The 6,121-nt window shown below is 67.1% G+C and carries 4 protein-coding genes and 1 tRNA gene; 2 read left to right on the top strand and 3 right to left on the bottom strand.

Annotated features, from left to right (window positions below; genetic code table 11):
* Positions 1 to 15 precede the first annotated feature (15 nt).
* Positions 16 to 92 (bottom strand) — tRNA-Arg (locus B1C78_RS15885).
* Positions 93 to 448: 356 nt separating this feature from the next.
* Here B1C78_RS15885 and B1C78_RS15880 point away from each other — a divergent pair.
* Positions 449 to 1,234, top strand: a complete 786-nt coding sequence (locus B1C78_RS15880; RefSeq protein WP_077280146.1) for a c-type cytochrome — start codon at positions 449 to 451, stop codon at positions 1,232 to 1,234.
* 254 nt (positions 1,235 to 1,488) lie between these two features.
* On the opposite strand, the gene B1C78_RS15875 is transcribed toward B1C78_RS15880, so the two are convergent.
* Together B1C78_RS15875 and B1C78_RS15865 are read right to left on the bottom strand one after the other, a co-directional pair.
* A complete protein-coding gene (locus tag B1C78_RS15875; protein WP_077280145.1) occupies positions 1,489 to 3,000 on the bottom strand; it encodes a YifB family Mg chelatase-like AAA ATPase in 1,512 nt (503 codons plus the stop codon).
* A gap of 304 nt (positions 3,001 to 3,304) precedes the next feature.
* Positions 3,305 to 4,891: an ArnT family glycosyltransferase gene (locus tag B1C78_RS15865; protein ID WP_077280143.1), complete on the bottom strand. Its 1,587-nt coding sequence runs from the start codon at positions 4,889 to 4,891 to the stop codon at positions 3,305 to 3,307.
* A gap of 210 nt (positions 4,892 to 5,101) precedes the next feature.
* Between B1C78_RS15865 and B1C78_RS15860 the strand changes: the two genes are divergently transcribed.
* Entirely contained in the window at positions 5,102 to 6,022 is a 921-nt protein-coding gene (locus B1C78_RS15860; RefSeq protein WP_077280142.1) for a lysylphosphatidylglycerol synthase transmembrane domain-containing protein, read from the top strand.
* The last annotated feature ends 99 nt before the right edge of the window (positions 6,023 to 6,121 follow it).

Genomic DNA, 6,121 nt, shown 5'->3' with positions numbered 1-6,121 from the left:
GGCCCTTTTGGTATCTGGCGCGCCCGAAGGGATTCGAACCCCTGACCTCTGCCTCCGGAGGGCAGCGCTCTATCCAGCTGAGCTACGGGCGCATCCGGCGAATCATACCAGCTTCGGGTGTTGCGTTAGAACTCCGCTGTGTGGACTGTCTCCGCCCCCCGGCGCACCTCCGGCAGGCCGATCGTGCGCCGCGGCATATCGGCTCCGCGTGGCGTCTGCCGCGCCCGTGGCAATTGCTTGCGGGCTGTCGGCAAGGCTGCGGTGTTTCAAGATGGCCTCATGCAATCCGATGCCCTATAATTCGCCGCTGCCCTCGACCCGAATGCGTGCTGCAGCTCCTCTTGCGGAGTATCATCGAGCCTATATGCAGTGCGGGATGACGGGCCCGTTGCGTTGCCCCGCGTGAACAGAGTCGGGCGCCGCTTCACGCGAGATGCCGGAGGAAATTGTGGCGCATCAAGAAGACAAAGATTTCACTACCAAGGTCGTCGTCGTGCTGAGTGCGCTGGTGTTGCTGGCGACCGTGGTCTTTCTGGTTACCCGTCTGTTTTCCTTCGCGGAAAGGGTTGCGGAACCCGCTGTGGTGGTGGATCCGGCCAGTGTGCAGGAGCGAATCCAGCCCATCGGCCGTGTTGCCACGACCGCCGTGACCGACGAGGTGCCGGACGACGCGGTTCGCCGCTCCGGGGCAGAGGTTTATCAGGCCGTGTGCGCAGCCTGCCATGACACCGGGGCCGCCGACGCGCCCGTCAAGGGTGACGAGGGCGTGTGGGGTGAGCGTCTGGGTCAGGGGCTGGACACGGTGGTCAGGCATGCCATCGAGGGCATCGGCGCCATGCCTGCCCGGGGCGGGAATCCGAACCTGAGCGACGAGGAAGTGCGCGCGTCCGTGGTCTACCTGCTCGAACAGAGCGGGCATCCGGTGGATGACGAGGAGTTGGATGTGGCCGACGCGGAGGCCGAAGCGGAAGCCGACCCGGAAACCATGGCAGGCGATCCCACTGCGGGGCAAAGCAAGTATGGCGTCTGCATCGGCTGTCATGGCGCCCAGGGGCAGGGCATGGGGATCTTCCCCAAGCTGGCGGGGACTCCGGCCGACCGTATCGTCGAGCTGCTGAACAAGTATCGGGCCGGTGAGCAGGTGGGTCCGAACACGGCGCTCATGGTTCCCAATGCCCGGAACCTGTCCGACGAGGACATCGCCGACCTGGCTGCTTATATCGAAACCCTCTAGAGGGTTTCGACAGAACCAACAAAAAGGGCGCCACCGAAAGGTGGCGCCCTTTTTAGTGGCAAGTCTCAAGTGGCAAGGGCCCCCTCCCCAACCCTCCCCCGCAAGCGGGGGAGGGGATTTTTCACTCCCTCTCCCTCAGGACAAATCCGCCGGGGGGGGATTTGAACAGCCGACAGGCTGGCCCGAAGGGTGGAGGGCAGGACGCCCGGAATTTGAGGGCCGGGGTGAGGGTGGTTTTCCTTGCCACTTGCCACTTATACCCGCCAGCGGTCCAGCGCCCGATAGCTCAAGGACTCCGCCAGGTGATCGGGCCCGATTGCTTCACTGCCAGCCAGGTCGGCGATGGTGCGCGCGACACGCAGGATGCGGTGGGCGGAACGGGCGGAGAGCCTGAAGCGCTCCATGGCCTGCTCCAGCGTGCGGTGAACCTCGCCGTCGGCGCTGCAATGCACATGGAGCGCCGCCCCGCCCAGCTGGGCGTTCACGCAACCCTGACGCTGCAGTTGACGCTGCCGGCACGCCGCAACCCGTTCACGAACGGTGGCGCTGTCCTCCGGGGCCGGACCCCGGTCCTGGAACAGGGCGCCTTTGGCGAGGCGCGGTACCTGCACTGAGAGATCGATGCGATCCAGCAGCGGCGCGGACAGCCGGGCCCGCTGCCGGCGGTGCTGCTCCGGGCTGCAGCGGCAGTTCTCCGCCAGGTCGCAGTCATAGCCCTGCGGACAGGGGTTCATGGCGGCCACCAGTTGAAACCGTGCGGGGAATTCGGCCTGCCGTGCGGCCCTGGAGATGGTGATGCAGCCGCTCTCCAGCGGTTCGCGCAGCACGTCCAGTACGCGCCGGTCGAACTCGGCGAGTTCGTCCAGAAACAGGACCCCGTTGTGCGCCAGCGAGACCTCCCCCGGGCGGGGATGCGGTCCGCCGCCCACCAGTGCCACGCCCGATGCGGTGTGGTGCGGGGCGCGAAAGGGGCGCTGTCGCCAGCGGTGGACGTCCAGCGCGTGGCCGCTGACGGCGTGAACGGCGGCGGTCGTCAGCGCCTCGTCATCCTCCATGGGCGGCAGGAGGCCCGGCAGGCGACTGGCCAGCATGGTCTTGCCGGTGCCTGGCGGGCCGATCATGAGCAGGTGATGACCACCCGCGGCCGCGATCTCCAGAACCCGCCGGGCCTGGGGCTGGCCCCGGACCTCCGCCATGTCCGGTCCGCCCGGCGCAGTGTCCGCGTGTGCAGGAGGTGGGTGTTCGGGCAGAGCGTCGGCGCCGCGCAGGTGGGCGCACACCCGCAGCAGGTGATCCGCGGCGAACACACGGCAGCCGCGGGCCAGGGCAGCCTCATCGGCATCCTGTGCAGCCACCACCAGCGCACGGTCCGCATCCCGTGCCGCCAGGGCGGCCGGCAGCACGCCGCGCACGGGGCGCAGTTCGCCATTGAGCCCCAGTTCACCCAGAAACTCGATGTCGGCCAATGCGCGGGCGGGAAGCTGGCCGGATGCGGCCAGCAGGCCCAGTGCAATGCCCAGATCGAAGCGGCCGCCGTCCTTGGGGAGATCCGCGGGTGCGAGGCTGACGGTGATGCGCCTTGTAGGGAATTCGAAGCCGCTGGTGATGAGTGCGGCGCGCACGCGCTCGCGGCTTTCACGCACCGCCGCCTCTGGCAGGCCGACGATGGCGAAGGCGGGCAGGCCGTTGGCCAGATGGACTTCGATCTGCACCGGCGGGGCGTCGATGCCGGTCAGTGCGCGGGCGTGAGCGATGGCGAGGTTCATGGATCCTTCCACGTGGGTTCGTCCTTGTCGGTCCACAGGTTAGCGGGCCGGGCCCGCGGGCTCAAGCGTGCCGCGCAGCGGCGGGTGGGCCTGTTTCTTGCCCTTGCGTTGGTGCTCGGCCCGGGGCTCGCCGTCAACGGGGTGCCCAAAATGCGACAAGCTTACCGCCAAGGACGCAAAGGTATGCGCGAAGGAAATCCTTCGGTGGAAAAGCCTCGCGCCCTTCGCGCATACCTTTGCGTCCTTGGCGGTCCGGCTTTTGATCTTGCATGCACGTTTACGGACGTTCATTCGCGGACCGGCTTCAATCCCGGGTCGCACTCGACGCCATTACCTTCACCAGTGCCACACCGTTACGCTCGAAGAGCACTTCGTACTCGGCGAGACGTTCCAGGCGAGTGCTGCGGGTGAGGGCGACCTCGCCGGGTTCCGGCGAGCGGCGTTCGACGACGCGCTGCGCATACACGTTGAAACTGGGGTTGTTGAGGCTCCACATCACCAGCGTCTCGGGCCGGTCCCGGGCCACCAGCCCCGCGTCGCGTATGGGGCCCTGCTGCACGGCCGCCACCGTCGGCAGCAGGAGTCCCGACAGGCCGATGGCCAGCAGCAGGCCGATTGCGGTCATGCGCCACGCCATGTGAATGCGCCGTTCGAACATGAACCACAGGCTCACGGCCAGGGCGATGCCGAAACCGCCGTACCACAGGATGCCGAAATGGCGTTCCACATCCTCCAGCAGCGCGGCGACGAACGGGTCGCCGACCGTCGAACGGACGGCCACCACGATGCTCGGGAAGGCCAGCATGAAGGCGAAGAAAAGCGCCCCGGGCAACGCCGACCAGAATGCCGAGCGCATGCGGAAAACCTCCGCCGCGGTGAGCAGGAACAGGGGCGTCATGCCGTAGAGAAGGTAATGGGGCAGCTTGGTGCCGGCCAGCGAGAACAGTACGAACACGAAGCCGAACCAGATCAGCAGGAACAGGGTCAGGTCATCGGTGAGTTGCCTGCGGGCCCGCCAGAGGGCCGCCAGCACGATCGCTGTCCACGGCAGCATGCCCAGGAGCAACACCGGTACGTAGTACCAGATCGGTCCACTGTGGCCTTCCATGGGTTCCTGGAATCGGCCGAGGTTGTGTTCGAGCAGGAAACCCAGGACAAAACCGGGCCCCTCCCGAAGGGTGATCAGCAGATACCATGGCACGATGATAACCAGAAACAACGCGATGCCGGCGGGATTGAGTGCGGCACGCAGCCAGTCACGCCACCGGCCCCGGAGTGCAAAGAACAGCAGGCTGGTGACAAAGGGGATCGCCACCGCCACGGGGCCCTTGGTGAGAAAGCCGAGGCCCATGCAGGCAAAGGCCGCGTAGATCCAGCGTCGCCGGCCGTCCTGATAATGAAGGTAGATGGCGAACAGACTGGCCGCGATCAGGAGGTTGAGCAGGGCATCCGCGATAGCGGCCTTGCCGATGATGCCGACCTCAAGCGTGGTGGCGCCGACGATGGCCGCCATCATGCCCGTGCGCCTGTCCGTCACGCGCGCGGCAAACGCATACAGGGCCAGCATCCACAGCGTGGACGACAGCGCCGAGGGCAGGCGCAGCGCGAACTCGTTCAGGCCGAAGGCGCTGACAGAGAGTGCCTGTAGCCAGTAGATGAGGATCGGCTTATCATAGCGCGGCTCGCCATAGAGGTAGGTGGCGACATAGTCGCCCCGCGCCAGCATGTCGCGCGTGGCCTCGCTGAACGCACCCTCATCCAGGTCGAACAGCGGGAAACCGTGCAGATTGAAGAAGAACGCGGCAAACACCGCAACGCCCAGCGCCACGCCGAGCCATCGCTCCGGGATCGTCCGCAGGCCTTGTCCGCCGGGGGATTCAGTGTGGGTCATGCCGGGGCCTTTCTGGAGAGTGGCACAGTCTAACCGCCCGCACCGGCCCCCACCAGTGCGCCGCGAGTAACCCGCATATCTCACCACCGTTCGTGGCGAGGGCGTCGAGGCGCAGCTGTGACGGGGCGCGCGCACCGGAGGACGGCGCAGGCGNNAGCGAGCGGATCGGCGGCCGCAGTAGAAGGGTGGTGAGATATGCGGGTTAACGCCATGCCGAAGCTTCGAACACTGCTGGCCGTCGTGATACTCGTCGCCTTCGTGGTGTTCGTCGAGGCGTGGTTCGGCTGGCGCGCGCTGCTGTCTCCATGGCGGGAGGTGACTCCCTCGGCCATCCTGGCCGCCGCGCTCCTGACCCTGTTCACCTACTGGCTGCGCGCGGTGCGCGTCTACGACTACTATCGCGACGCCATGCGCGGGCGTTTCCTGGTGTGCCTGCGCCTGACGCTGGTCCACAACCTGCTTAACAATCTGTTGCCCATGCGCACGGGAGAGCTGAGCTTCCCATTGCTCATGGCCCGCCACTTCCAGGTGCCGGCCACCCATTCGGTGCCCGTGCTGCTCTGGTTCCGGCTGATGGATCTGCATACCCTGGGGCTGTTCGCCTGGCTGGCGGTGGGCGGTTTCGTTCTCGGCTGGTGGGTGGCGCTGCCCGTCGCGGCAGCCTGGCTGGCCCTGCTACCCGTGGCGCGGCGGCTGGCGCCCTGGCTGCGCGATGCGCTCGGTGATCCTCAGGGCGGACGTTTGCGCGCATTCGCCTGGCGGGCCTTCGACGCGCTGCCCGATTCGCCCCGCGCCTTCTGGCGTGCCTGGGGCTGGACCTTTGCCAACTGGCTGGTGAAGCTCGCGGTGTTCGTGTGGGTGCTGGGGCTGTTCCTGGAGGTGCCGTCGGCCGCTGCCTGGCTCGCGGTAATCGCGGGGGACCTGACCAGCGTGTTGCCCGTGCACGGCGTGGCCGGAGCCGGCACCTACGAGGCGGGCGTCGTGGCGGCTCTCCTGCCCTTTGGCGTGGCCGCCGATGCGGCCCTGGTCGCGGCCGTGAACCTGCATCTTTTCCTGTTGGGCTCGGCGGTGTTCGGCGGTCTGCTGGCCTTCGCCCTGCCCGGCGGGCGCCATGGCCCAAAAGAGGATTGACCCGGACATTGCGCCAAGGCGGCCGGCGGCTTTATGTAAGCTGCTGAATGAGTGGCATAGATCGGCGTATGTGGCCGAGAGGCCGCGGTGACAGTTTGT

Source organism: Thioalkalivibrio denitrificans (genome assembly GCF_002000365.1).
Lineage (GTDB): Bacteria > Pseudomonadota > Gammaproteobacteria > Ectothiorhodospirales > Ectothiorhodospiraceae > Thioalkalivibrio_A > Thioalkalivibrio_A denitrificans.
Note: the sequence above shows the minus strand (reverse complement) of the source record. Positions and strands in the feature narration are given on the sequence as shown.